Source organism: Acinetobacter sp. DSM 11652 (genome assembly GCF_900109815.1).
Taxonomy (GTDB): Bacteria; Pseudomonadota; Gammaproteobacteria; order Pseudomonadales; family Moraxellaceae; genus Acinetobacter.
This window is the reverse complement of the sequence record NZ_FOBK01000007.1, coordinates 19874-46800: the sequence shown is the minus strand read 5'-3', so window position 1 is coordinate 46800 and position 26927 is coordinate 19874. Positions and strand designations below refer to the sequence as shown.

23 protein-coding genes and 1 tRNA gene are annotated in these 26927 nt (G+C 37.9%); 18 read left to right on the top strand and 6 right to left on the bottom strand.

Annotated elements, in window-relative coordinates; genetic code table 11:
• Window positions 1-42 precede the first annotated feature (42 nt).
• The 11 genes from BMW42_RS08315 (at window position 43) to BMW42_RS08265 (ending at window position 9299) form a co-directional block, all read left to right on the top strand.
• Entirely contained in the window at window positions 43-1428 is a 1386-nt protein-coding gene (locus BMW42_RS08315; protein ID WP_092767061.1) for a Do family serine endopeptidase, read from the top strand.
• A 112-nt stretch (window positions 1429-1540) separates the two neighbouring features.
• Window positions 1541-2002: an acyl-CoA thioesterase gene (locus tag BMW42_RS08310; protein ID WP_092767060.1), complete on the top strand. Its 462-nt coding sequence runs from the start codon at window positions 1541-1543 to the stop codon at window positions 2000-2002.
• Window positions 2003-2165: 163 nt separating this feature from the next.
• The gene (gene lepA / locus BMW42_RS08305; RefSeq protein WP_092767059.1) at window positions 2166-3983 is read left to right on the top strand and encodes a translation elongation factor 4; all 1818 of its coding nucleotides are present in this window, start codon (window positions 2166-2168) and stop codon (window positions 3981-3983) included.
• A 16-nt stretch (window positions 3984-3999) separates the two neighbouring features.
• A complete protein-coding gene (gene lepB / locus BMW42_RS08300) occupies window positions 4000-4854 on the top strand; it encodes a signal peptidase I (protein WP_035267182.1) in 855 nt (284 codons plus the stop codon).
• Between the two features lie 25 nt (window positions 4855-4879).
• Complete coding sequence (locus tag BMW42_RS08295; RefSeq protein ID WP_035267180.1) at window positions 4880-5254, top strand: DUF4845 domain-containing protein; 375 nt, start codon at window positions 4880-4882, stop codon at window positions 5252-5254.
• Window positions 5226-5927 carry a ribonuclease III gene (gene rnc / locus BMW42_RS08290; protein ID WP_035267179.1) on the top strand — a complete coding sequence of 234 codons (702 nt, stop codon included), beginning with the start codon at window positions 5226-5228 and terminating at the stop codon, window positions 5925-5927. Before BMW42_RS08295 ends, rnc begins: the two co-directional genes overlap by 29 nt.
• Window positions 5924-6952, top strand: coding sequence for a GTPase Era (era, locus tag BMW42_RS08285; protein WP_035267178.1), 1029 nt, complete (start codon window positions 5924-5926; stop codon window positions 6950-6952). The genes rnc and era overlap by 4 nt, the downstream gene beginning before the upstream one ends.
• Window positions 6953-6978: 26 nt before the next feature.
• Window positions 6979-7170, top strand: a complete 192-nt coding sequence (locus BMW42_RS08280; RefSeq protein WP_092767058.1) for an NF038104 family lipoprotein — start codon at window positions 6979-6981, stop codon at window positions 7168-7170.
• 12 nt (window positions 7171-7182) lie between these two features.
• Window positions 7183-7896 carry a DNA repair protein RecO gene (recO, locus tag BMW42_RS08275; protein WP_092767057.1) on the top strand — a complete coding sequence of 238 codons (714 nt, stop codon included), beginning with the start codon at window positions 7183-7185 and terminating at the stop codon, window positions 7894-7896.
• 9 nt (window positions 7897-7905) lie between these two features.
• Window positions 7906-8631, top strand: a complete 726-nt coding sequence (gene pdxJ / locus BMW42_RS08270) for a pyridoxine 5'-phosphate synthase (protein ID WP_092767056.1) — start codon at window positions 7906-7908, stop codon at window positions 8629-8631.
• A gap of 14 nt (window positions 8632-8645) precedes the next feature.
• A complete protein-coding gene (locus tag BMW42_RS08265; RefSeq protein WP_035267174.1) occupies window positions 8646-9299 on the top strand; it encodes a tRNA-(ms[2]io[6]A)-hydroxylase in 654 nt (217 codons plus the stop codon).
• 86 nt (window positions 9300-9385) lie between these two features.
• Here the strand turns inward: BMW42_RS08265 and BMW42_RS08260 are convergent.
• A tRNA-Asn gene (locus BMW42_RS08260) sits at window positions 9386-9461 on the bottom strand.
• Between the two features lie 239 nt (window positions 9462-9700).
• Here BMW42_RS08260 and BMW42_RS08255 point away from each other — a divergent pair.
• Complete coding sequence (locus BMW42_RS08255) at window positions 9701-10144, top strand: hypothetical protein (RefSeq protein ID WP_092767055.1); 444 nt, start codon at window positions 9701-9703, stop codon at window positions 10142-10144.
• Between the two features lie 501 nt (window positions 10145-10645).
• Here the strand turns inward: BMW42_RS08255 and BMW42_RS08250 are convergent.
• Window positions 10646-11872 carry a pyridoxal phosphate-dependent aminotransferase gene (locus BMW42_RS08250; protein WP_035265512.1) on the bottom strand — a complete coding sequence of 409 codons (1227 nt, stop codon included), beginning with the start codon at window positions 11870-11872 and terminating at the stop codon, window positions 10646-10648.
• 215 nt (window positions 11873-12087) lie between these two features.
• On the opposite strand from BMW42_RS08250, the gene BMW42_RS08245 reads away from it, so the two are divergent.
• Complete coding sequence (locus BMW42_RS08245; RefSeq protein ID WP_092767054.1) at window positions 12088-12270, top strand: hypothetical protein; 183 nt, start codon at window positions 12088-12090, stop codon at window positions 12268-12270.
• Between the two features lie 41 nt (window positions 12271-12311).
• Here BMW42_RS08245 and BMW42_RS08240 read toward each other — a convergent pair whose 3' ends face one another.
• From BMW42_RS08240 to BMW42_RS08225, 4 genes are all read right to left on the bottom strand, one after another.
• Window positions 12312-15206 (bottom strand): calcium-binding protein, encoded by a 2895-nt coding sequence (locus BMW42_RS08240; RefSeq protein WP_092767053.1) that lies wholly within the window; start codon window positions 15204-15206, stop codon window positions 12312-12314.
• A gap of 261 nt (window positions 15207-15467) precedes the next feature.
• Window positions 15468-16910: a sensor domain-containing diguanylate cyclase gene (locus BMW42_RS08235; RefSeq protein WP_092767052.1), complete on the bottom strand. Its 1443-nt coding sequence runs from the start codon at window positions 16908-16910 to the stop codon at window positions 15468-15470.
• A 145-nt stretch (window positions 16911-17055) separates the two neighbouring features.
• Window positions 17056-18471: a sensor domain-containing diguanylate cyclase gene (locus BMW42_RS08230; protein WP_092767051.1), complete on the bottom strand. Its 1416-nt coding sequence runs from the start codon at window positions 18469-18471 to the stop codon at window positions 17056-17058.
• Window positions 18472-18547: 76 nt separating this feature from the next.
• Window positions 18548-19333: an A1S_2505 family phage non-structural protein gene (locus BMW42_RS08225; protein WP_092767050.1), complete on the bottom strand. Its 786-nt coding sequence runs from the start codon at window positions 19331-19333 to the stop codon at window positions 18548-18550.
• 190 nt (window positions 19334-19523) lie between these two features.
• Between BMW42_RS08225 and uvrB the strand changes: the two genes are divergently transcribed.
• The 5 genes from uvrB (at window position 19524) to BMW42_RS08200 (ending at window position 26894) form a co-directional block, all read left to right on the top strand.
• A complete protein-coding gene (uvrB, locus tag BMW42_RS08220) occupies window positions 19524-21545 on the top strand; it encodes an excinuclease ABC subunit UvrB (RefSeq protein WP_092767049.1) in 2022 nt (673 codons plus the stop codon).
• 122 nt (window positions 21546-21667) lie between these two features.
• On the top strand, window positions 21668-22270 hold the full coding sequence (locus BMW42_RS08215; protein WP_092767048.1) for a lipocalin family protein: 603 nt from the start codon (window positions 21668-21670) through the stop codon (window positions 22268-22270).
• Window positions 22271-22376: 106 nt separating this feature from the next.
• Window positions 22377-23321: an EamA family transporter RarD gene (rarD, locus tag BMW42_RS08210; RefSeq protein ID WP_092767047.1), complete on the top strand. Its 945-nt coding sequence runs from the start codon at window positions 22377-22379 to the stop codon at window positions 23319-23321.
• A gap of 157 nt (window positions 23322-23478) precedes the next feature.
• Window positions 23479-25191 (top strand): hypothetical protein, encoded by a 1713-nt coding sequence (locus BMW42_RS08205; protein ID WP_092767046.1) that lies wholly within the window; start codon window positions 23479-23481, stop codon window positions 25189-25191.
• A 245-nt stretch (window positions 25192-25436) separates the two neighbouring features.
• Complete coding sequence (locus BMW42_RS08200) at window positions 25437-26894, top strand: glyceraldehyde-3-phosphate dehydrogenase (RefSeq protein WP_092767045.1); 1458 nt, start codon at window positions 25437-25439, stop codon at window positions 26892-26894.
• Window positions 26895-26927: the final 33 nt, after the last annotated feature.

Below are 26927 nucleotides of genomic sequence, written 5' to 3'. Positions count from 1 at the left end.
AAATTATTTTATCCAAGAATCATAAATGAGAGTTCACTTAACATGAAAAATCGCGTTATAGCATCAGGACTTTTTGCTGCAGTATTTACTGCGGCAGTGCAAACTCAAGCGGCGGCTACTGTTGACTTTTCAAATCTTGTAGAGCGAGTAAGTCCGGGTGTCGTCAGCGTGAATGTTGTTAAGAAAATGACACAAGAAGAAATTCTTCAACAACAAGTACCTGAACTGCTGAAACGATTCTTCGGCAATCAAATTATTATTCCGCAGCGCCAAGCTCCTCAAGAGAAAACGGGTTTTGGGAGTGCATTTTTTATTAGCCGTGATGGTTACCTGATTACCAACCATCATGTTGTAGAAAATGCTTCACAAATCACCATCATGTTAAATGATCGTCGCGAGATTGATGCCAAAGTTATTGGTAGTGATGAACGTACTGATGTGGCATTACTGAAAGTTGAAGGTGCGAACTACCCAGCACTTTCGACTGGGAATATCGACCAATTAAGAGTTGGAGAACCTGTTCTTGCCATTGGCTCACCGTTTGGTTTTGAGTACTCGGCATCTGCGGGGATTGTCAGTGCCAAATCAAGAAATATGTTGGGTGAAACATCAGTTCCGTTTATTCAAACTGATGTCGCATTAAACCCTGGTAACTCTGGGGGACCATTGTTTAATCAACAAGGTCAAGTGATTGGTGTGAATTCTCGTATTTTCAGTGGTACTGGCGGATATATGGGATTGTCATTCTCCATTCCAATCGATGTAGCGATGGATGTGGCGGATCAATTAAAGAAAAATGGTAAAGTTACTCGCTCATATCTTGGTATTCATTTACAAGAGATTGATCGTAACCTCGCAGAAGCTTATAAATTACCAAAACCTGAAGGTGCTTTAATCACAGAAATTGCGCCAAATTCCCCAGCAGAGCGCGCTGGCTTAAAGCAAAATGATATTATTTTGAAATACAACGGAACTGCAATTTCAAGAACGAGTGAGCTATTAAATTACTTAAATAGAACACAGCCAAATCAAAAAATTCAGTTAGAAATATTGCGTGATGAACGTGTACGTACGATTACAGCAACACTTGCATCAGCACCAGATGAAACACCAGCACAAGCGCAAAATGTAAGTGAAGCCAAAAAACGCGGACCTACACTAGGTGTTGCGATTCGCGAACTTGCACCTGTTGAAAAAACACGTCTTGGTGTTAAAGGTGGTGTCTACATTCAAGAGGTTGTACGCGGAGGTTTGGCGGCACAATCTCGAATTATGGCTGGTGATGTGATCACCTCGATTAATGGTAAGAATGTAAGTACAACACAAGATTTTGTGGAGGCGGTGGCTAATCTTAAAACCAATACCGTTGCACGAGTGGGTATCATCCGTGAAGGGCGAAATGCCATGATCGGATTAAGAATCAAGTAAACATGAATTGAATAAAGGGCCTTGCGATAGCAAGGTCTTTTTTATTTAACTCTAAAATTATATTAAACTCTTTTCGAATGTTGATGATGAATACGCAATACAAGGGAATATAGTGAGTACAATCTTTGACCTTAAAATAAAAGCAATAGCACAAGACATTGATATTTTAGGTCATGTGAATAATGTGGTGTATGTAAAATGGATGCAAGATGTTGCAACAGCACATATTGAACAACTGGGTTTAGGGGTTGAGCAATATCTAGAACTCAAACATGCCATGGTTGCAGTTGAGCATCACATGAATTACAGAAAGGCGTGTTTTGAAAATGATGAAATTATTTTAAGAACTTGGCTTAATGATTTGAATGCGATGTATTCATTTCGTCAGTACGCTTTTTTTAGACCTTCAGACCAATCATTATTATTTGTGGGAAATACCAAATGGGCCTGTGTAGAGATTGCAACAGGCAGACCCAAACGATTATCTCCAACATTTACTCAAGCTTATCAGCCTATTTCTGAGGTGTTAAATCCTTTGGATTTTACTCGAGATTATTCTGTACCCGCTATCTAAAGAATTAGTTGAATCGGACGAATTAAATATTTCGCCACATGGTGTTCATTATTATGAATACTTTGAAAAATCCATCTGCTATAATCGTCCGCAATTTGTTAAACAGCTTTTGCTATGTAGTTTTTATTTCATGCATAGCGCAATTTATTGTTCAAGGTAACCCATGGCGCAAGCTAAAAAATCCGTAAATATCAAAAATATACGTAACTTTTCGATTATTGCTCACATCGATCACGGGAAGTCGACATTAGCTGACCGTTTTATTCAGACCTGTGGTGGTTTGCAAGATCGCGAAATGCAAGCGCAAGTTCTAGACTCAATGGAGCTTGAGCGTGAGCGCGGGATTACCATTAAAGCGACGTCTGTGACGCTTTATTATACGCATCCAAATGGTGAAGAGTATCAACTCAACTTTATTGATACACCAGGGCACGTGGATTTCTCATATGAAGTATCACGTTCGCTTGCTGCTTGTGAAGGTGCGCTTTTAGTTGTCGATGCAGCTCAAGGTGTTGAAGCTCAATCAGTTGCAAACTGCTATACAGCTATTGAGCAAGGTCTTGAGGTTCTTCCAGTACTTAATAAAATTGATTTACCTCAAGCTGAACCAGAGCGTGTTATTCAAGAAATTGAAGACATTATCGGAATTGAAGCAACTGAAGCACCTACGTGTTCAGCTAAAACTGGATTAGGAATCGAAGGTGTTTTAGAAACACTTGTGAATACCATTCCTGCTCCGACGGGTGACCGTGAAGCGCCGCTTCAAGCTTTAATTATTGACTCATGGTTTGACAACTATTTAGGTGTTGTATCCTTAGTTCGCATTAAGCAAGGTCGGGTGCGTAAAGGCGATAAAATGTTGATGAAATCAACAGGTCAAACGCACATCATTACCTCTGTCGGTATTTTCAATCCTAAACATACAGAAACTGATATTTTAGAAGCAGGTGAAGTTGGCTTTGTGATTGCTGGTATCAAAGATATTTTTGGTGCGCCAGTTGGAGATACGATTACACTTGCTACAACGCCGGAAGTAGAAACTTTACCTGGATTCAAAAAAGTTAAACCACAGGTATATGCTGGTTTATTCCCAATTGATTCGAGTGAATTTGAACCTTTCCGTGAAGCATTACAAAAACTGCAAATTAACGATTCAGCATTATTCTTTGAACCTGAAAGTTCAGATGCATTAGGATTTGGTTTCCGTTGCGGTTTCTTGGGTATGCTGCACATGGAGATTGTTCAAGAGCGTTTAGAGCGTGAATATGATCTAGACCTGATTTCATCGGCACCGACTGTAATTTATGAAGCTGTCATGAAAAGTGGTGAGACAGTTTATATCGACAGTCCATCAAAAATGCCAGATGGATCTACTGTAGAGGATCTTCGAGAGCCGATTGCAGAATGTAATATCCTTGTGCCACAAGAATATCTTGGTAATGTAATGACGTTATGCGTTGAACGCCGTGGTGTTCAAAAAGACATGAAGTTTATGGCAAACCAAGTAGCCATTACATTTGAAATACCAATGGCTGAAGTCGTGATGGATTTCTTCGATAAATTAAAATCATGTTCACGTGGTTTTGCATCGTTAGATTATAACTTCGTCCGTTTTGAGTCTTCTTCTCTTGTAAAAGTAGATGTCTTGATCAATGGTGAAAAAGTCGATGCATTGGCAATGATTTGTCATCGTCAAGATGCGCGTCATCGTGGTATTGCACTTGTTGAAAAAATGAAAGATTTGATTCCACGTCAAATGTTTGATGTGGCGATTCAAGCTGCAATTGGTGCTCAAATTATCGCGCGTTCAACAGTAAAAGCAATGCGTAAGAACGTATTGGCGAAATGTTATGGTGGTGACGTTTCACGTAAGAAGAAACTTCTTGCGAAACAGAAAGAAGGTAAGAAACGTATGAAGCAGGTGGGTAGTGTAGAAATCCCACAAGAAGCTTTCTTAGCTGTGTTAAAAGTAGAGCGATAACAACAAGGAATATCCCATGGATTTTGATTTTAACCTCATTCTCGTACCTGCAACCCTAATCTTTTTTGGATTGTGGTTGCTGGATAAATTGGTGCTCAAACAAAGAGCAACCAAAGGAAAAGGGAATGAAAATTTCATTATTACATGGGCATATGATTTTTGGCCTGTACTTGCAGTTGTGTTAGTGCTGCGTTCATTCTTCTTTGAACCTTATAATATTCCATCTGAATCCATGGTTCCGGCATTGGAAACGGGTGATTATATCTTGGTGAACAAATATCAATATGGTGTTCGTTTACCGATTAGCAACACCAAAGTGTTGAATGTCAATGAGCCTGAACGTGGTGATGTGGCGGTATTTAGATATCCACCAAACCCATCAATTAGCTATATTAAGCGTATTATTGGTTTACCTGGTGATCATATCGTTTTTGAGAATAATCAATTAACCATCAATGGTGAAAAAGTTGTAACGGAATCGGCTGAATTTAATCGTGAAAAAGATGTTTCAGACACGCCAAATTCAATTTATCATTATGAAACTTTAGGTGATCATAAGTATTTGGTTCGTAATTTGGAAGGTCAAAACCCGATTATTGCGCATTTCAATTATGCACAAACCAAACAAGATCTTCCTTATGTTGCCACTGCGAATGATCGCTTTGTGAGAACAAATGGTCAAAGCTGGGAAGTAACTGTTCCGAAAGGATATTACTTTGCCATGGGTGACAACCGTGATCAGAGTGCTGATAGTCGAATCTGGGGATTCGTACCTGAGGCAAATTTAACAGGACAAGCAATTTATGTATGGATGCATAAAGAAGCTGGTTTGAAATTGCCATCATTCAGTCGTAATGGTCAAATTCAGTAATCTTCAAATATATGGATAATAAAAAATGCGTAACACTCAACGTGGTGCATCGTATACAGCGATTTTATTAGGGGTAATTGTTGCGGCATTTGGACTTAAAGTGCTCGTAGCATTGTGGCAGCCTTATTGGGATGACCGACTAATCAATCAATTGATTGAAGAACAAGTTGCAATCAGCTCAAAGGCGACAACACCACAACAGTTTGCTTCAACAATGGGGCAGAAATTTAGCATGAACAATATCCGTGACATTGAGTTCAAAGATATTGCGACTGTCAAATCTAAACAAGGTTTACAAGTGACAAAGAAATATGAAGTAAGAAAGCCATTCTTATTTAATATTGATTTAGTCCTCACATTCGAGAAAAGTTTTGATCAAAGGTCAGTTCAAAGTAAGTGATTCTCGCTTACTGAGTCGCATCGGTTATCAGTTTAAGAAAATTGAATTACTTCAACTTGCATTGACACACCGATCGGTTAGCCATAAACATAACTATGAACGCCTAGAGTTTCTAGGCGATTCATTGTTAGGTATGATTATTGCCAATTACCTTTATCATGCTTATCCACATGAAAACGAAGGTCGTCTGACGCGTATGCGAGCTACTTTGGTTCGACAAGAAGCGTTAGGCAAAATTGCAACAGATTTGAAACTTAGTCAGAGTTTAATACTCAGTACTGGTGAATTAAAATCTGGTGGTCATCATAGAGAGTCGATACTCGCTGACACAGTCGAAGCGATTATTGGTGCAATCTATACTGATAGCCAAGATTTAAAGTTGTTAGAATCAATTGTGTTGAAATGGTATGAACCTTATTTAGATCATATTGAACCAACAGATCAATTGAAAGACCCTAAGTCCCGTTTACAAGAGTATCTTCAAGCTCGTAAAAAACCTCTCCCAGTGTATGAGGTTGTTGATATTCAGGGTGATGCACCAAACCAACATTTCAAAGTGGAATGTATGGTTGAAGGCTTGCCAAAATGTATGGGTGAGGGTTCAAGTCGTCGTTTTGCTGAGCAAGCAGTAGCGGCGGAAATTTTAAAATTTTTGGAGCAAAAGTCTTCATGACTACTCATTCCGATCACATCGATGCTGATCACGAGTCGCAAGACAGCGGCAATGATTTAATCAATCAATTTTTTAGTTCTCAAGGTACTACAATTCCCTCAGACTACAAAAGTGGCTTTGTAGCAATTGTAGGTCGTCCGAATGTAGGTAAATCTACATTAATGAACCATATTTTGGGTCAGAAGCTTTCGATTACATCTCGTAAGCCTCAAACAACTCGACACAAGATTGTGGGTATTGATACGCGTGAGAAATCTCAGGCAGTATTTGTTGACACCCCTGGAATGCATAAGAAAGAAGTCCGTGCTATCAATAAAATGATGAATCGTGCAGCTCATTCAGCCTTGCGTGATGTAAATCTTGTACTGTTTGTTGTAGACGCTGACAAATGGACTCAAAATGATGAATTAGTCCTTGAGAAGCTCAAAAATGCCGAAATGCCTGTCATCTTGGTCATTAATAAATTGGATACATTTGAGAATAAAAATCAGGCATTACCACTAATTCAAGAACGTACTAAATTAATGAATTTTGCTGAGATTGTTCCTGTATCGGCATTGCGTGGCGCTAACCTTGATCATCTTCGTGATACAATCGAAAAGTACTTACCATTCCAGCCACCATTGTATGCACTTGATCAACTCACAGATCGTTCTGAACGCTTCTTGGCTTCTGAAATTATACGTGAAAAAATCATGCGTCAATTGGGTGAAGAGCTTCCATATGATTTAACTGTTCAAATTGAATCGTTTAAAACAGAAGAAGCGACTTTAAATGAGAAAACTGGTCGTATGAAGCCAGCTTGTACCTATATTGATGCTACGATTTTTGTTGATCGCCCTGGGCAAAAAGCCATTGTCATCGGTGAAAAAGGATCAAAGTTGAAAAAAATTGGTATGGATGCACGTGCTGATATGGAAAAAATGTTCGAAGAAAAGATCATGCTCACCCTTTGGGTTAAAGTCAAAGGTGGTTGGTCTGATGATGAGCGTGCACTAAAAAGCTTAGGATATAGTGATATCTAAGGCTTGAACGGTTATAGGAGCTTGTGATGATGAAGATGGTTGCGATGATTGTATGCGCTTTGATTTTACAAGGTTGCATTCATAAAGTTGTCACAGTTCCTGTAAAAGTTGCATATAAAACCACCAAGGGGGTCGTCAAAGGCACTGTAGCAGTTGTTGGAGCAGTTATCCCAGACGGTGATGAAGATGATGAAAAAGAACAAAAGAAAGATAAATAATAAGATTAGTCGATGCGAAATGAACTTTTGCATGGATACTTAATCCATCATCGAAAGTATCGAGAGCGGAGTCATATTGTCCATTTATTCACTGAAGAGTATGGACGAGTTGACGGCATACTAAGACAACCTCCACCACCGCAGTATCAGCCTATCGCACTTCAAGCGACAGGAAAGTCTGAATTAAAAAATTTCACAAAATTAGAAATTGTTAATCATCCCATTTTTTTTCATGGTGATGCATTCTTTTCAGGATTTTATTTAAATGAAATCTTATTGAGATTATGCCCATTAGAAGAGGCAATGCCAGATACTTTTGCACAGTACCACAAGACATTAGAAAGTTTACAAAAATTAGCCCAACATTCAAATCCTAACGAATTCTTGAAGCAAATTCTTCGTCAATTTGAATACGTACTTCTAGAAGAGCTTGGTTATGCGATTGATTACTCGATAGACGCACACCAAAATGAAATTTTAACTTCACAAAAATATCAATTTCAATTAAACGAAGGCTTCATACCAGTTCAGTATTCAAGTGCCGCTACACTGACAGGTGAGCAAATTCGCAGCATGATAAATTATGAAAATGGTACAGATTTCAACGCTGAACAGTTACAATTGTTGAATAAATTATATCGTCAAATGATTACTTCATTATTGGGTGATCGCCCACTAAAAAGTCGTCAATTGTGGATTCAAAACGCTCAATCAAAATCAAATTAGGAAAATGTTATGGCTGCATTGCTTGGTGTGAACATTGATCATGTTGCAACTCTAAGACAGGCTCGAGGCACACGCTACCCGGATCCAGTACAGGCAGCACTAATTTGTGAAGAGGCAGGGGCTGAAGGCATTACATTACATTTACGTGAGGATCGTCGTCATATTCATGATGATGATGTCCGTCGCATGCGCCCTGTACTTAAAACACGCATGAACCTTGAAATGGCAGTGACAGATGAGATGGTGGCATTTGCTAAAGAAATAAAGCCGCATCACGTGTGTTTTGTGCCTGAAAAGCGTCAAGAAGTCACGACCGAAGGTGGCTTAGATGTTGTTGGTAATTTTGAGGCTGTTAAGTCTGCTACACAGGAATTAGCAGCGATTGGATGTGATGTATCGTTATTTATCGATGCTGATATTGAACAAATTGATGCTGCAATTGCCTGTGGTGCGCCAACTATTGAGATTCATACAGGTGCTTATGCAGATGCTGAAACAGAAGAAGCACAGCAGGTAGAGTTACAACGTATTATCCGTGGAACAGAATACGCTGCTGCTAAAGGTTTGGTTGTAAATGCTGGGCATGGACTTAATCTTGACAATGTTGCTCCTATTGCAGCAATTCCTCAAATACACGAATTGAATATTGGACATGCTCTGATTGCCGATGCTGTTTTTAAAGGACTTACGCAAGCAGTTCAAGATATGAAAGCAGCAATCAAAGCTGCACGATAAGATTGATGAGTACTATGTCAAATATTGATTATGATGAATTAATGAAGCCTGTCATAGGCTTCCTTGGTTGCGAAACTCCACAAGCTTGGTTAGATGAGGCTGTAAATAATCTTGATATTTTGATGCAAGATCATGCGAACTGTGAAAAGAAAGCAGCCAGTACAGCCATGAATCTCATGTTTAGATACAGCTTTTTTGTAGATTTACAAGTTAAGCTCGCTCAATTAGTGCGTGAGGAAATGCTGCATTATGAGCAGGTTTTAGAGTTTATGAATAAGCGCGGGCAGCAATGGGTCGGTTTAAGTGCTGGGCGTTATGCGGGTGGCTTACGCAAAGAAATTCGGACGTATGAACCAGAAGCGCTAATTGATGTTTTAATTATTGGTGCGTTTGTGGAAGCACGCTCATGTGAACGTTTTTATGCATTAGCGCCCAGAGTCGATGAGGAATTAGGGCGCTATTATCGCTACTTACTAAAATCTGAATCACGCCATTACGAGGATTATTTGGCTCTAGCTCTGGATGTGGCTAAAACTGCGAAATTGAAAGATCCTGAGGAGGATATTCAAAGTCGTATAGAGCACATTCGTGAAGTTGAAAAGCAACTCATCTTAACACCTGATGAAACCTTCCGTTTTCACAGTGGAGTTCCAGCAAAAGCAGCTTAAAATATGGTTGAGAAAATCCTCCCAAGTGGAGGATTTTTTTGTCATAAAAAAAGCCCAAGTCTTAAATGCTTGGGCTTTTTTGTATTTGGCTCTCCAACCTGGGCTCGAACCAGGGACCTGCGGATTAACAGTCCGTCGCTCTACCGACTGAGCTATTGGAGAATCTGAATGCGATTATAAGGGGATTTAAGATTGGGTCAAGTGTAAATTGCCATACAATTGTCACTTTTGAGCCGCATGTTGTTTATTTGCTCAAATAAAATGTTTTTTTTAAATTTACTTGCCAATTTAGAATGAGCTTGTTAGATTTATTTAACAACAGAGCGCTTGAAACAGAGTTTTAAGCAGTGTGGATTTATACCAACTTGCCAGCACTAAATGGCTAAAATAGGAGAAAGCGAATGAATACGCTTACCATTTCTCAGATCTTTTCCAATCTTGAATTCTATAAACAAAATTACCTGTCTATCTTGAATTCGCCTAGTTCTTATTTTATTGAAGTAGAGGGCGCGGTAATTGATGTATTTCCTTTTAAAAAACATCATCTGGTTTTGGGTGAGCTATTACAGCTGTGGTTTTCTGAAAAATGGTCTGTTGATTACGATCAATCATGCACGCTTGAACAATATTTGGCAGCAAATGACTTAACACCTAACGTAAATAAACTCTATATCTACTCCATAAAAGGGAATGCCATTCTTGGCACGAATAAATCGTTTGCTTGGGTAAATGAGTCGAATGCGGTGAGCGAGATTTTATTAAAGTCACCACTTAAATATTATGTTGAATGCCTAAGTTGTTCTCGTCCTTCAAAGCATTTGTTTAATAAACAGCTTGCAGTTTAGGCAAATTTTCACAAGTCAAATCTGAAATTGTTGAATGAATTGATTTTTTTTAAATATAGTCCAAGTTAGCCTGTGTCATTTTATCTTCTTTAGTAGGGTGAATTGGTGTTTCTAGAAGTTTTTTTTATTAATTAAATCCTATATTGTGGTTGCTTAGATCGGTTTTATCTTCTATATGATGGTGCAAAGCATATCTATAAATGGGATTTTTCAGTGATAAATATGATCTTTCAGATTGAGCTATCGATACTATGAATAGTGTTTAAATTTCAATATTTTCAATATTCTATTTGGATCACTGATGGATCATGTTTGGATAGCTTTAAAAAAACCTCCGACGTTTATCCAATCCTAAAAGCACACTTTGTTCGATTCAGTGAACGAGCGTATTAACCAAAAGGTTTTATGTTGCGTATTGGGTTAAGTAGGTGCATGAAGGGTTTAGATTTAAAAAAAAAACCCGCGAAAATCGCGGGTTTTTGATCTGATTAATTTATCAGATTATTTTTCAGCTGCGATAGAAGCAATTGCTGCATCTACGCCTTCGATTGAGTCAGCTGCTTTTTTGATACGTGCAAGCGCATCAACCAATACTTCATCTGCTGTTGCATATGAAATACGCATATAACCGCCTAAACCGAATGCATCACCAGGAACAACCGCAACACCAGTTTCTTCCAATAACCATGCAGAGAATTCTGTGCAAGATTTTAAACCTTTTGCACGGATCAATGGACGAATGTTTGCATAAGCATAGAATGCACCGTCAGCAGGTAAGCATGTAATGCCTTTGATATCATTCAAGCCATTAACAACCAAATCATGACGGCGTTTGAAAGCTTCAATCATTGGTTTAAGTACATCTTGAGGACCATTCAATGCAGCTTCTGCCGCAACTTGCGAAATTGAAGTTGGGTTAGAAGTAGATTGTGATTGAATTTTCTTCATTGCGCCGATTAATTTAGCAGGACCTGCTGCATAGCCGATACGCCAACCTGTCATTGCATATGCTTTAGATACACCGTTGAGAACGATTACGCGATCGTAAAGATCTGGTGCAACTGTAGCAATGTTATAAAACTCGTCGTCCCAACGAATTGGTTCGTACATATCATCAGAAGCAACATATACTTCAGGATATTTACGAAGAACTTCAGCTAATGCTTCTAATTCTTCTTTGGTATAAATCATACCTGTTGGGTTAGAAGGGCTGTTTAAAACAACTAGGCGAGTTTTATCAGTAATTGCAGCTTCTAATTGAGCTGGTGTGATTTTGAAACGTTGTTCTTCACCACATTTAACAATAACTGGCACACCTTCTGCGATGATCACCATATCTGGATAGCTTACCCAGAATGGAGCAGGGATGATTACTTCATCGCCTTTATTTAACAATGCAAGCGCAAGGTTAAAGAATGATTGCTTACCGCCACAAGAAACGAGAATCTGGTTAGCAGCATAATCAAGGTTATTATCACGTTTTAATTTAGCGATAATTGCTTTTTTAAGACCTGGCGTACCGTCAACTGCGGTGTATTTAGTGAAACCGTTGTTAATCGCTGCAATTGCTGCATCTTTGATGTGTTGTGGTGTATCGAAATCCGGTTCACCTGCACCTAAGCCAATAACGTTTTTACCAGCAGCTTTAAGTTCTGCAGCTTTATTGGTCACAGCAAGCGTTGGGGACGGTTTGATGGCATTGACACGATCAGAGAGACGTACGTCCACGGCAGTATTCCTTCTTATAGGGATTAAAAAATAAAAAGCACACTATCTTAGCTTAAATTGAATGTTTTAGTCGTCCAATATCTAGGCAAATTAGCAAAAAATCACGAAATTCACCGAATTTTAATGCAATGATACATATCCACATTAAACAACGTGGGTCGCATAAAAAAACAAATTTCCGTACAATAGCGTTAGATTGAAATGAGTAGTCTCAAATGAGTTCGGAAAATTCTCCCAAAAAGAAGCCTGTAGTGAATCTTCCATTTCCTATCAAGCAAGTGAATGACGCAAAGCAAGCTGATGAAGAAATCGAAGTTCTACGTCCAAAGCCTCAGCGCTATGCTGATCGCACATGGATGCCGCCACGTGGTACACGTCGCTCGATGGGTAAAAGATAAAAAATAGGTGCTTTAAGCACCTATTTTTTTGCAGGGAAGAATTACACGTAACTTAAGTTTTGATCTAGAGTCAGTAAGTTGAATGTAGAACCGTCTTTAAATACGATTGATTCAACTTGATGTGCTTCACCTTTAGCCCAATCTTTAATAGTGATTTGATCAGCAGAATCTTTAAGTTTGATGATACGATCATTCCCAGAGTCTTGAACGAGTAAATCATCAATTGAGATACCAGCACCAAATTGAATGGTATCTTGACCACCTTTTTCATAGATTGTATCTACTCCAAAGCCTTGATCAAAATAGTATGTCTCGTTACCAAGATCGCCATACAATTTGTCGTTACCAATACCACCATTTAAGATGTTAATTAGACCCCCGTTTGCGATTAAGGTGTCATCTCCAGCGAGGCCTTTTAATTCGTTATTTACGAATTTGCTACCTGTGATAATGTTGTCAGATTGGTTACCCGTACCACTTTGTTGAATTTCTGATCCAGCAATCAAAAGTTCTTTGATTGGATTGATCAGCGTAAGGTTTTCAATATTTTCGGTTAATTGATACTGATCTGCAGAACTAATGACAGTGTCTGTACCTTCATAGTTGTGTTCAAGTACGAAGTCATATTTTGATTGTACATAATAGGTATCGTCACCACGACCACCTACGAGGACATTGATGCCTTCACCACCTTTTAGAATGTCATTGCCCCAACCACCAAAGAGCAAGTCATCACCTTTACCACCTACAAGCGTATCGTTGCCGACACCGCCTTTAATGATGTCATTACCATCTTTACCGTTTAAGGTACGTCCGAAAACTGAGTAAGTGGTAATAATGTTGGTGTTAGGGTTAAATAAGTTTGTCGCTACTGCTACAGAACCAGCTAAATCACCTGCATATGCGTAAGCAAGTTGAGTCAATGTATTTACAAGTTGATCACGTGAAGAGAAGCCATCATCAAATATTTCACCTTTGATGAATTGTCCAACGAAGTTTAAGCCCTCAGTCACGATTTGATTCACAACATCAAAGATACTCGCACCAGCTTTTAAGTTCGCTTTAACCACATCACCTAATAGCTCTAAATACCAAGTAAACGGACGGCTATCACCACCGTTCAATTGTGAAGTATCCACACCTAAATAGTGATCAAGAATACTTAATGGTGTGATACCTGTCCAATCACCTAGCTCGCCACCCAAGTTTTCAAGAGCTTGAGTTGCATCCATAAGTACCAATCCAAACTTACCATCAGAGCTTGGTAAATATCCTGCTGGAACAACAGTCTCGCCATCAGCACTTTTAACGCCATTCAAGAAATTGTCAGCTAAAGTTTTGATCAATACATTTGATGCTTGCCAGAATTGTTCATCCGTAATATAGATGCCTTTATCTGCAAGTGATTTACCTGTTCCTAAGCGAACATATTGATAAAGGAAGCTCTGAGGATCAGCTATTGCAACAGCTTCAGCAACTTTTAACCAGTTTTTAGTACCCTGATCAACTGCGTCATTTGATGCTAAATCTTCTTTGATCACGGTATAAATAGGGCGCCAGAAATTTTTACCTTGTAAAGAACCAGATGAGATAAACTTGTTATATAGTTCTTGAACTTGTTTAAATGCAGATTCACTTACGCGGTAACTGAATTGATTGTCAATTTTGTAGAATTTAGGACGACCGTCATCTGATGGATTAGATTGATCTGGTTGTTTTGGTTGCCCCCATTCTCGATCAAAATGTGAGTCTGAAGGTGGAAGAGTGGCACCAATATCCTTACCAATATTTACGATAATGTCTGAAATTTGATCAATGATTGCATCACCGGTTTTATGAATTTCTTCGAAACCAGGAATGAATTTATCACCAACTTTAACCAATGGCGCAACGCTATCTAATAAATCATTCACGATGCCATCTTTGCCGATAATCAAATTACCAACCAGCTCACTTGGAATTTTTAAAATTGAATCAAGGCTAAGTTCGCCATCTTTCCATTCATTTTTGTGGTGTGTATCTTTTGCTTCTACATTTGAGCCGAGGGCTTCACCAGCACCACTGAGTAAATTCGATGCTGCATCGATAATACGGTCACCTAACTCATGAACAACTTCAAATGGTTTACCAAGTAGAGCATTACCTGCTAGGCCAATAGGAGAAGCCACATCTAAAACTGTATTGACTAAATTTGCTGTTGTGACTAAACCATTACCTAGTAACTGAGCTGGAATAGAAAGTACTGAGCTAAATTTGAAATCAGGAACATAATCGAAAATAGGTTCAAGTGCATTTTCAACTTGATTTGCAACTGTATTCACAATTGATTTTAGGTTTTCAGTAGCTGATGGAAGCTCTTGAGACCATTCATTGTCATAATGCGTATCTTTAGGTTCAATAGTCCCGCCAATCGCTGAGCCAATGTCATGAGCCACATCAGAGACAGCATCAATAATCGTATCACCTGCTTTATGAACAACATCAAAACCAGGTATAAGCGCATTTCCTGCAATAGCAATTGGTGCAGCAGCATCAAGAATATCATTGGCAATATTGGTTGCACCAATAATGGTGTTTCCAATTAAATCCCCAGGAAGGCTTAAAATATTATCTAAGCTGAGTTCTTTGTCTTCCCACTCATTTTTATGATGAGTGTCATTCGGTTCGATGGTTGCACCAAGTGCTTTACCCACTGAATTCACTGCATCTGAAGCTGCATCAATAATTTTATCACCAAGTTCGTGCACTGATTCGAAGGGTTTGCCAAGTAAAGCATTACCTGCTAAACCAATAGGAGAAACTACATCAAGAACAGTATTCACAGCATTGGTGGCAGCGATTAGACCATTACCAACGAGTTGAGCTGGAATTGAGAGAACTGAACTTAATTTAAAGTTAGGTAAGTAATCGAATGATTTATAATTGAACAAAGCCATTGTTATAGTCTCTTATAAAAATAAAGTGTTTTTAATCATTGTTCGTGATTAAAGTGTGATGAGAATCACATTTTATTAATTTAAAATCAATTGCTTTTGTTAGACAAGATCATGAATTTTTTGTCATAATTTAATGAAAAATATAGTAAAGCTTATATGAGAACTGAATAAGATTGATTTTTTCAAAAAAAAACACCAGTGCAATGACTAGTGTTTCAAGAGCAAATAAAATGTATGATCTAAAAATATAAATATTATAAACTATTGATTTTTATTGGATAAATATTTGTAGTATTGTCTCTTATGATCATACATGGATTGATCTGCACGCTTTAACATATCCTCAATTGTTTCATTCTCAAGGCTTGTAGCAAATCCCATTGATGCACTGATGATATGGTTAGAATAATATTGATTATCGATATTCAATAATTCTTGAATGGTCAAAATCGTCGACTGAACGGTAGTTTCATTTGCACCTTGCATCAAGATAACAAATTCATCACCTCCAATTCGAGAGGCTGTATAACTGGTATTGTGAATCGTTCTACTTAAGATATTACCCATTCTGCGTAAAATCTCATCACCTGCATCATGACCAAAGTGATCATTAATCGGTTTAAGGCCATTCATATCAAGAAAAATTGCAGAAACTGGGCGAATAAGTGCGCGTTCTAATCGATGGATTTCTTCAGTGTAGAACGAGCGATTTTTGAGTTTGGTTAAAACGTCGTGTTTACCTAAATATTCTAAATAGCTCTCAGCTTTTTTTCGCGCTGTAATGTCCGTTAGGGCAAGTTGTACAAGTCCCCAATCTTCTTCATAACCTGGAAACACAGTGAATTGAAGTAAAACATAACGAATTGAACCATCCAAAGCGTAGTTGATTGCTTCACGACTATGATGAATTTTCCCATTCCATAGTTCGATTAATTGTTCCTTAAAAGTTTGATGCATTTCTTTTGAGAAAACCTTTTTTAGATTTTGAAATAAATCAGATTTCGTCGATGCCTTGAATAAATCCAATGTTGCTTGATTGACATCTAGTAATACAATGTCTTCAATGCAGTGTTGTACGAAATCTTGATGCACATCTAAAAAAGTTCTGAAATCATCAATACCAATTGATTTAAGATGATCGAGTCTTAATTTAATGCGACTAAAGTCTTCAACCCATAATGATGTGGGTGAATAACTAAATCTTGCTTCAGCTAATCGACGATTTTTTTCTTCTAAACGCCGAGCTTGCATATAACCACTAATATCCTCTGTAGTAAGCAAAATACGGTCTAAACTTTGTTCTGAACCAGGTAAAACGACAGCTCGCAGTTTTATGTCTAAGGGTTGACCACTCAAGGTGAAATTAGTGGTTGTACTTGTAAACTCTAATTCACCCTTCCAAAGTGCAACTAATTCCGCTACATGTGCATCAAACATTTGATGTTGGAAAATGGTGCTTAAATTTTGGGTGAGATGTTTAAGGCTTTGTGCTTCAAAAAGATCGAGTGTTTTTTGATTTACTTTAACAATCTTAATTTGATGTGCGCATAAAGTCACAAGATCTGGATTTTGCTGCAGATGTAAAGCTAAATCAGTAACCCCATCACTACGCCATTGGTTAAAGATGGCTTGAATGGCACTAAAATCTTCCAACCACATTGGGATAGGAGATAAATCAAAAATTGATGAATCAAGTATCTCCATAACTATCCTTGAACTTTTCTTTTAAAACAATAAATTGTGGATAATATAGCACTGAATTATTTTGATATAAAATTCAAATTTTTTATTATTTACGTGATTTAAGACACTTTTTTAAGCTAAGCTAACGTTGAGCTAAATCCTAAGCTCAATTCGTTAGATTTTTATTTTGATAAAAATGATGCTTGTTAATATACATGCATTTATCTGCACGGCGTAACATATCTTCTAAGGTTTCGCCTTTAAGTCTTGTGGCATGTCCGAGTGAAACGCTGATAGAAAGATGAGGGTGATCTAGATTATGTTGATGTATTTGAGTTTCAAGATCATGAACAAGGATTTTAACTTGCTCAACATCGGCATGAGGCATCAATAATACAAATTCATCGCCACCTATTCTAGAAATTGAAAAATCTTTTTTGTGAGTGACAAATTGAAGAATTTCGGCAAAGTTTTTTAGATACTGATCACCGACATCATGTCCGAACTGATCATTGATGATTTTTAAACCGTTCATGTCAATGTAAATACAAGACACTGGATAGAGATCAAGTTGCTCAATCCGTTCAATTTCTTCATTAAAATAAGTTCTGTTATGTAAATCAGTTAAAATGTCATGTTGACCCAAATAATGTAAGTGATTTTCTAATTTTTTTCGCTCAGTGATATCTGTAAGGGCGACTTGTATCACCGCCCAATCATCTAAATTATGTGGAAAAATATTTAATTGTTCTAAAACGAAGATTTGTTCTCCATTCGCGTTGTAGAAACTACTTTCTCGCTGTTGATATTCTTCATGATTCCACAATTGTAGTAACTGGCTTTTAAAATTTTCCAAACGTTTAATATCAAATAAATCATGAGAATGATGTAAAAATTGAGATTTATCTTTCACAGCAAAAAGTTTGAGCGCCGCTTCATTGACATCAATGAAATTTATTTGCTCAAAGCATTCCACAACAAATTCTGGATGTTGATGAATGTGTTGGTCTAAATTCTCAATGTTTTGCAAACGGAGCAGCTCAAATCTTTTTTTAATTTGGCTAAAATCCATGATCCATAGTGCTGTTGGATTATAAGTAAATAAAGATTCGGCAAAATGACGTGCTTTTTGATATTGGGAAATATCTTCGGTGGTCATGAGTAGGCATTTCCAATTATCCTCATAACCTTTTAATTTCATACCGCGTAATTGAACATCTAAACGCTTTCCATTGGTCGTATAATTGATCACTGGAATATGATGTTCAGTATTCTTCCAAAGTGATACAAAAAATTGGATTTGGAAAGTGCTGACTTCAGGATGAAGGAACTTCTGAAAACTTTCTAAAATTTCTTCTAAGTTCTTTGCTTCATACAGTTTAAGCGTACTTTGGTTAACACGTAATGTATGAATCGTACTCAAGCAAAGGTGGAGACGACTGTGATCCTCCATCAAATATGCTTCAATATCTTCAATACCTTCAGCAGTCCATTGTTCAAAAATTTGTTTAACACCGCTGAAGTCTTGTAGCCACATCGCAATTGGAGATAAATCAAAGATGGTCAGATCTAAATGATCCATAGATGCGAGCCTTGGTGTTTAAAATTCATTCATTTATACAATATAAGTGAATGAATCTTATAAAATCAACATCTTATTAAACTGATTTTTTTGCTCGATGCTCAGGTTTTGGCGCAGAAATTGACTTAAGCCCTTGCCAAACATCAACAAAATCTTGTTCATTAATTTGGTAGAGTTCAAGTAAAGCCAATACCACACCACCCATCATGAATGCACGATCGGACTTCGGTTCATATTGGAAGGTTTGATCTTTTAGATGATAGAGGATATCTTCGATTTCAAATATGCGTTCACGTCCATTACTATCCACGGGGAACATCGGCGTTTCAATCAAAATATTGGCTAGTTTCTTTTCAGATTCATTTAAATTAAGTTGCTCAAATGCCGTTTCTAAAGAATCCGCGAACAGTAGTTCGGAAGAAAAAATGGCATGTAATAAAGGTTGGTTTAATTTAGGAAAGGTTCGTTCAACGAAAGGTTTAAACGAAATCGGGAAAATCACATTTTTTGATATACCTTTGAACATGGGGGCTATTTCAGCAACTTTGTAACCTGCTACACCACAACCAACGGCTGTAATAAAATACTTAATCTTGGGGTGGTTTTTTGTATAGATCTTAAAATCATTGATGTAGTGTTCAATCTGGGATAGAGGCATTTGTTGCAAATGCTCATTCATGGTGGGTATTGCATAGCTCTGTCCAGCCCATCCGCGGCCAGCACCTTTAATCGCACCGAAATGTTGAAGTGCAATTTTTGCAGCACCACCTGCATGAGTGCCTGCTAAATTACTACCAAATACAAATACTGTATCTTCATTTAAACTGTTGATAATCGTTTCATCGTGATATTGGTAAGTCATAGTTTTTTACATCAACATGCAATTTAAGTTCATGGTGCAATTGATTGCTGTAAGGGTCAAGTAAAATTGATTGAATTTATGGTTTTCACCCTCATCATCAGATGAGTAAATCATAAAGATTTGAGCAAGCAAGCCATGCATTACCAGTGTTATTGCATATTTTCTTCATCTGTATAGCGAGAATTATCGAGTGAGTGACAGTCGTCCATTTGAATTAGTAACTAATTACGAGCCTGCAGGAGATCAACCTCAAGCGATTGAGAAACTTGTTAAAGGAGTACATCAAGGTTTTAAGGATCAATTGCTATTAGGGGTAACAGGCTCTGGTAAGACCTATACGATGGCGAATGTGATTATGCAATTACAACGTCCTACTATTGTAATGGCACACAATAAAACCCTTGCGGCTCAACTCTATGGAGAATTTAAAGCTTTTTTTCCACATAATGCTGTTGAGTATTTTGTAAGTTATTACGATTACTATCAGCCAGAAGCATACGTACCGTCATCTGATACTTTTATTGAAAAGGATTCTGCTATTAATGATCACATCGATCAGATGCGGTTGTCCGCAACGCGTGCTTTGCTTGAGCGTAAGGATGCTATTATCGTTGCTTCGGTGTCCGCCATTTATGGTTTAGGTGATCCTAACGCATATATGAATATGCTCTTACATATTGTGACAGGTGATCGAGTCAGCCGTGATGAGTTGATTCGTCGATTGGTAGAAATGCAATATACGCGTAATGAACTCGAATTTTTACGAGGTACTTATCGAATTCGTGGAGAAATTCTTGATATTTTCCCCGCAGAGTCAGAACAAAATGCAGTGCGGATTGAGCTATTTGATGATGAAGTGGATTCGATCCGCTGGTTTGATCCTTTGACTGGAAAAATGATTCGTAAAGTCCCACGAATCACGATTTATCCTAAAAGTCACTATGTGACGCCTAAAGATAACTTGCAGCGTGCGATCGAAACGATTCGTGAAGAACTCAAAGAGCGCTTGGCATATTTCAGAGCCGAAGATAAATTACTTGAAGCTCAACGTATTGAACAGCGTACTCGATATGACCTTGAGATGATGCAACAGCTTGGTTATACCAATGGTATTGAGAATTACTCGAGACATTTATCAGGGCGACCAGCTGGAGAGGCTCCACCAACGCTTTTCGACTACTTACCTGAGGATGCATTACTTATTATTGATGAATCACATGTTACGGTTCCTCAAATTGGTGCGATGTATAAAGGCGATCGATCACGTAAAGAAAACCTAGTGAATTATGGTTTCCGCTTGCCAAGTGCATTGGATAATCGACCAATGAAGTTTGAAGAGTGGGAACGTATTATTCCTACTACAATTTATGTCAGTGCGACGCCTGCAAATTATGAATTAGAAAAATCAGAACAAATTGCTGAGCAGGTGGTGCGTCCAACAGGATTGATTGATCCTGTCATTGAAATTCGACCAGTATTGACTCAGGTGGATGATGTCCTTTCGGAGATTAATCAACGTAAAGATAAAAATGAACGCGTCTTGGTCACAACGTTAACCAAACGAATGGCTGAAGATTTGACTTCATATTTAAAAGAGTATGGGATCAAAGTGGCTTATTTGCACTCTGATATCGATACTGTTGAACGTGTGAAGATCATTCATGAATTACGAACAGGTGTCTACGATGCATTGATTGGAATTAACTTACTCCGTGAAGGTTTAGACATGCCTGAGGTATCTTTAGTTGCAATTTTAGATGCCGATAAAGAAGGCTTTTTACGCTCTGAACGTTCACTTATCCAAACCATTGGTCGTGCTGCTCGAAATGTTGAGGGAAAGGCTATTTTATATGCGGATCGTATTACGGATTCAATGCAAAAAGCGATTGATGAAACGGAGCGTCGCCGTACCAAACAAATTAATTTTAACTTAGAACATGGCATCACTCCGCGTTCGGCAGTCCGCCAAGTCATCAAAGAAATTGATACTGGTGAAGTGTATGATGATGAGTCAATTGATGAGAATGTATCAGGACAAGAACGTGCATTAAGTGCGGATGAGCGCCATATAGTTTCCGATCCAAAACTATTGGCAAAACATTTGGCTAAATTGGAGAAGGAAATGCTCAAAGCTTCGAAAGAGCTTCAGTTTGAGCAAGCAGCGCGTTTCCGTGATGAAATCGTGCGTTTAAAAGCACAGTTAATTCAGTGATTTAATTTACAGAAAACACTGTAAAATCATCACATAACGTAACATTAAGCCGAAAAATAACCATTATTGTAGAAGAGTAAATGAATACTCACAAACAAATTCAATAAATAGGGGTTATTTAGATGATCAAGAGTCTCCCATCTGCTGGTTTCAATGTTAGCAAGATTGTATTGGGTGGTGCGTTATTGGTTGGTTTAGGGGCAGCAACGATGGTTTATGCTCAGGACAAGCCACTCAACACTGTTGAGAAAGTTGAACTCGATAAATACTTAGGTGTTTGGTATGAAGTAGCACGTAAGCCACTTTATTTCCAAAACAAGTGTGATCGTGATGTGACTGCGACATATACATTAAATGAAAATGGTAATGTCAATGTTGATAACCGTTGTTTTACTGCTGACGGTAAAGTTACTCAGTCAGTGGGTGAGGCATTTGTACAAAATCAGACATTTAATACAAAATTGAAAGTTAGTTTCTTGCCGAGTGCTATTCGATGGTTACCAGTTGGTCGTGGCGATTATTGGGTGCTGAAACTGGATGAGAATTATCAAACTGTACTTGTGGGTGAGCCTAAACGTAAGTACATGTGGGTGCTTTCTCGCACGCATAATCCTGATCAAGCAGTAGTGAATGAGTATCTTGATTATGCTAAATCTGTTGGTTATGACTTAAGTGATGTGATACGCACAAAGCAAACGGGTCAAGCACCTGGTTCAACAAAATAATGTTGAAAATGATGAGAACCACGCTAAGGCGTGGTTTTTTTATGCATCAACATCTATTGCTACGAATTATAGCTATAATATCGTTTGGTAAAATTTAGGTTCAGATATGTTAAAAGGTATAGCATTGTCAGTTATGGCATCAGTGACATTTGGGGTGCTATATTTTTATACGTATTTTCTTAGACCACTAGACAGCGAGCAGACCTTTGCTTGGCGAATGTTAGCAACATTACCTTTTTTAACGCTGTTTATGTGGTGGTCGGGTGATCTAAAATATGTTCGAGAAATTTATAATAAAATTTGCAAACAACCATCTATTTTAATTTGGCTCTTGATCAGTTCGTTTTTGTGTACAACTCAACTCTGGTTATTTTTGTGGGGACCAATCAATGGCCGGGGGCTTGAGGTTTCTTTAGGATATTTTTTGTTGCCTCTGGTGATGGTTCTCTTTGGTTGCGTTCTTTACAAAGAAAAGCTCTCAAAGTGGCAAATTGCAGCAGTGTTTTTTGCAATTCTTGGTGTCAGCCATGAAATCTGGCGCATTGGTACGGTGGCATGGGAAACCATGTATGTTGCTGTGGCTTATCCAATCTACTTTTTTTTAAGAAGAAAATTTGGAACAGATCATTTAGGTGGATTCTTGTGGGATTTATTGCTGGTGATTCCAGTTGCTGTTTTTCTAGCATTTTTTTATTCAAACACATTGCCTCAGATTATTGAGTTTAAATATCTCATTTTAGCCGTACTAGGTTTAGGTTGCTTAAGTGCCTTAGGGCTTGGAAGTTACATCTTGGCGAGCAGATATCTTCCATTTGTGATTTTTGGGTTATTGAGTTATTTAGAGCCGATTTTGTTGGCAGGAGCATCAATGGCAATGGGTGAACGCGTGGAAGCAGGAGAATGGTTGACTTATATTCCAATTTGGTTTGCTGTATTGCTCCTTATTTTGGAGGGTGCAATTTATCTCTATCGTCAAAGAAGAACTGAAAAGTTACTTCAATATCAACATAAGAAACTACAATCGCGTCTAGCCCAAAATGATGAGCACTAAGTTTCATATCATTACATAAGGATGAGTTGTACATAAGAGTTTTTGACTGAATGATAAGAATAATTACTTATTCTTTAAAAATATTTGTGACACAATTAACTAAAATACAAAAATGTGATAAATTTATTAAATCAATAATAATTCTAATTTAACAATCATGATTCAGTACCAAACAAGAGCAGCATTATTACAGATGGAGCCTAGTCTGGATTTAAACTGGCAAAGACTCTTAGAGCGTATATTTCAACATTCTGATAGTGATGTTCGCGAAGAAATTGATCGTCAAATTCTAAAACCTAAAGATATATTTTGGAATCGTGTGAATAACACGTTCGAATATAAAGTCACGACGTCGCTGGGAATTTTAAAGCACAGTTTTTCTAGTGAAAGAATGCGCTCCATTGCAGCAAAGTTATGTCAATCTATCCAATGGTTGAAGGAGATGACGGATTGCGTACAAGTGGCGGACTATTTGGAAAATGCGCTGTATCAAATTGACCAGATTGCTGTTGAGGACAATTTAAAATTACAACGCGAAAAAATGTTAATGCGTCGGGTTTTTTTGCAAGATGTTGCTAAGTTAATTCGTGAATTAAATCTTGAAACACCAGTTGGAGCTCGTCAGTTAACTTCAGCTCAGATTAAGAGCTTTATGATAGAAGTATTTATTAAGCAACAATTATTGGGGTATTGGTTTAAACCCCTTCTACCTAGAAGCTCATCGATCATGGAGCATCCTTTTTTTGCACAATGGTTGCTGAAAGAACAGTCCATTCGACACTTTGATATTGTTAAAACCTCTGAATTTCTATTCGTCATCGCACCAACCAGTCAGTTTGAACAAAATCCATTTTCGATCCGTCGTTTTTTATTTGAAGATCGAATGGAATACAACCAGCAAATTTATCTCAATGGGTTGGTTTTGGATATGCGCCGTTACAATGAAGAGGGGTATATCAAACAGTTTATGGAACACGTGCAGATGATGGTTACTATTCAGCATCAAGTGCATAAAGATGTCATTCAAATTGTGCAAGAATTTGAAGATGTTGCTGAACAGAAGATATTACCGCTTTTGACACAAAATTTAGGGATGGCTGGAAGTAATAGTGATTTCGTAGCCAAACAGCATTTACGGAAGATTGAGCAAGCATTGACTGTCGAATTGCTACAACCTCTCGTGGTGGCTTTAGAACAGCATTTATCACATATTGAAGAATATGAGCATCTGTTTAAAAGTGTGCATCGCATATTTTCAGATATTCTGGCGAATTATAAAGATTTTAAACAACAGCCTTCATTATTTTTTAATTCCTCAGTCCAATTGTTTGAATACAAGTTGTTAGCCTATTTAAAACTACTTGAAAAGCGTAAAGATGAAATATTTGTACCATTGAATATGTATGAGCGTGGAGTCATGCATGAGCGCTCCAAGAAACCGTTAAATGCATTACAAGAAGATTTAAGCCAACATATTCAAGATTACCGAGAAATGCTGTCTCATACGATGCGTTTGAAACGAGATTATGCTGAAGTTCAAGGCTCATTTTTAAAAAGAATGGTGGCTGGAGAAAAGTTAGAAAAAGAACTTCAACAAACTTCATTGGCCATGGTGAAAATCAAGAAGCAGGCTTATCTAGATATTTTAAGTGTGCCTAAAAACTATCGAAAATATAGTGTATTTATTGAATTTGAAAGTTTTTCAGCTACAAGTGAGTTTGAACGACATTATGCATTCCCTTCGGGGCAAAATGGTTTAACTAAGCTTCCAGTATTGGTCAAACTCCCAGAAAACTTAGAAGATTTTAATTTAGAAGATTTAAATATGATGTTGAGTCAGGATATTTCGGCTTCACCAGTATTTAGTTGAACAGGATGTAACTCAGTGACGAAATTGGATTTGTAGGCTTAATGATCAGTATTTGATATCTAAATGAAATCATTTACCCAAAAAATTATATTGTAATTCAATTGCTAAAATATATTTTTTACAAAGAGACAATTGCTTTAGTAAAAAATAAAACGAGTTTTCATTTCAACTCTGAGTTAATTCCTTTACAATTATGGGGTTTTGAAATTTATGCTTAGATTTACAATTAATTAGAGGACGTATCTGTGAGCAAAGACACTATCGTTGCCCTACATGCAGAGCACCAAGGTCGCTGGAAAAACCGTGAAGAACTCGCGGAACGTATGATTGCCCTTGTTGGTCAGTTATACCGTGAAAAAAACATCGTAGCTACAGTATACGGTCGCTCTTTAATTAACCGCTCGGTTATCCAAATTCTTAAAGCTCACCGTCGTACACGTGTTTTAGACGTTGAACTTTCTGCTGTAGATACTTTCCCAATCCTTGAAGCATTGGTTAAAGTACAAAATATCGGCACAGCTGAAATCGATTTAGGCAAACTTGCTGTAGAATTTAAAGCAAAAGGTGGCGATGTAGATGCATTCGTTGCTGACGCTGTTAAATCACTACAAGGAAATGCTGCATCTGTTGAGCATAAAGATGTTGTGCTTTATGGTTTTGGGCGTATTGGTCGTATCCTTGCACGTCTTATGATTGGTCAGTCTGGTCTTGGTCGTGGTCTAAACCTTAAAGCGATTGTTGTTCGTAAATCATCTGATGGTGATTTAGAGAAACGCGCTTCTTTACTTCGTCGTGACTCTATTCATGGTCCATTTGCAGGTACGATTTCTGTAGATGAAGAGAACGAAGCAATTATTGCGAATGGTCAATTCATCAAAGTGATCTATGCATCTAATCCATCAGAAGTGGATTACACTGCATATGGTATTGAAAATGCATTGGTGATTGATAACACTGGTAAATGGCGTGACGCTGAAGGTCTTGCTCAGCACCTTAAATGCCCAGGCACTGCACGTGTAATTTTAACTGCACCTGGTAAAGGTGATATGAAGAACGTTGTGTTTGGTGTTAACCAAGCTGACATTCTTGATGAAGATACAATCATCTCTGCTGCAAGCTGTACTACAAACGCGATTACACCGACGTTGAAAGTACTTCATGACAAATATACAGTGATTAATGGTCACGTTGAAACAGTTCACTCATTCACGAACGACCAAAACTTGATCGACAACTACCATAAAGCTGACCGTCGTGGCCGTGCTGCAACGTTGAACATGGTGATCACTGAAACGGGTGCTGCTAAAGCAGTTGCTAAAGCACTTCCAGCGCTTAAAGGCAAATTAACTGGTAACTCTGTACGTGTTCCAACACCTAACGTGTCTTTAGCAATCCTTAATCTGACTTTAGATAAAGAAGTTGATCGTGATGAAGTGAACGAATATATTCGTCAAATTTCTATCAACTCTAATCTACAAGGTCAAATTGGTTATACAAACTCTACTGAAGTTGTATCATCTGACTTTATCGGTTCACGCACTGCAGGTGTTTTTGATGCGCAAGCAACAATTACGTCTGGTAACCGTTTAACAGCATATGTATGGTACGACAACGAAGTAGGTTATAGCTGCCAAGTTCTGCGTATCGCTGAACAAATGGGCGGCGTAAGCTATCCAAAAGTTCCTGCTGAAACAAATGCATAATTTGTAAGGCATAAAAAGAGCCTCTTTCGAGGC